Below are 484 nucleotides of genomic sequence, written 5' to 3'. Positions count from 1 at the left end.
GCTAAACCCCGTTTTGACAAAACCAGACAAGCTGCTGTTTCACTTAATTAAAGGCTTTTATTGCGCTCAGGATCTTATAAAATGACGCAAGCCTGTCATTCTGGAGCCCTGTCTTTGTTACCCATTTCCCAGTTTTTTCCTCAAGTGATTGCTCAACTGAGCGAACATAAGGCATTAGTACTTCAAGCCGAACCCGGTGCGGGAAAATCAACCGCTTTACCTTTGGCCTTACTCAAGGACTTGGCACTTCAAGGGAAAAAGATTCTTTTACTGGAGCCTCGCCGTGTAGCCGTTAAGGCCATTGCTTACTACCTCGCGAAACAGCTTGGGGAGAAAGTCGGTGAACGCATAGGTTATCAGATCAAGAATGATCGAAATGTGTCGCAAAACACCGTTCTCGAAGTCGTTACTGAAGGTATTCTCACCCGACGATTACAGCAGGACCCGGAGCTATCTGATATTGGCCTGGTGATCTTCGATGAGT

The 484-nt window shown here is 46.3% G+C and carries 1 protein-coding gene; it reads left to right on the top strand.

Annotation, left to right across the window (positions count from 1 at the left end; translation table 11 throughout):
* Nucleotides 1-81: 81 nt before the first annotated feature.
* Nucleotides 82-484: DEAD/DEAH box helicase (locus A3757_RS05830; RefSeq protein ID WP_231878231.1), on the top strand; the 403-nt coding region annotated here is incomplete at its 3' end.

This window comes from Oleiphilus sp. HI0117 (genome assembly GCF_001635235.1).
The sequence above is the reverse complement of the archived record's forward strand: the minus strand, read 5'-3'. Positions and strand labels throughout refer to the sequence as shown.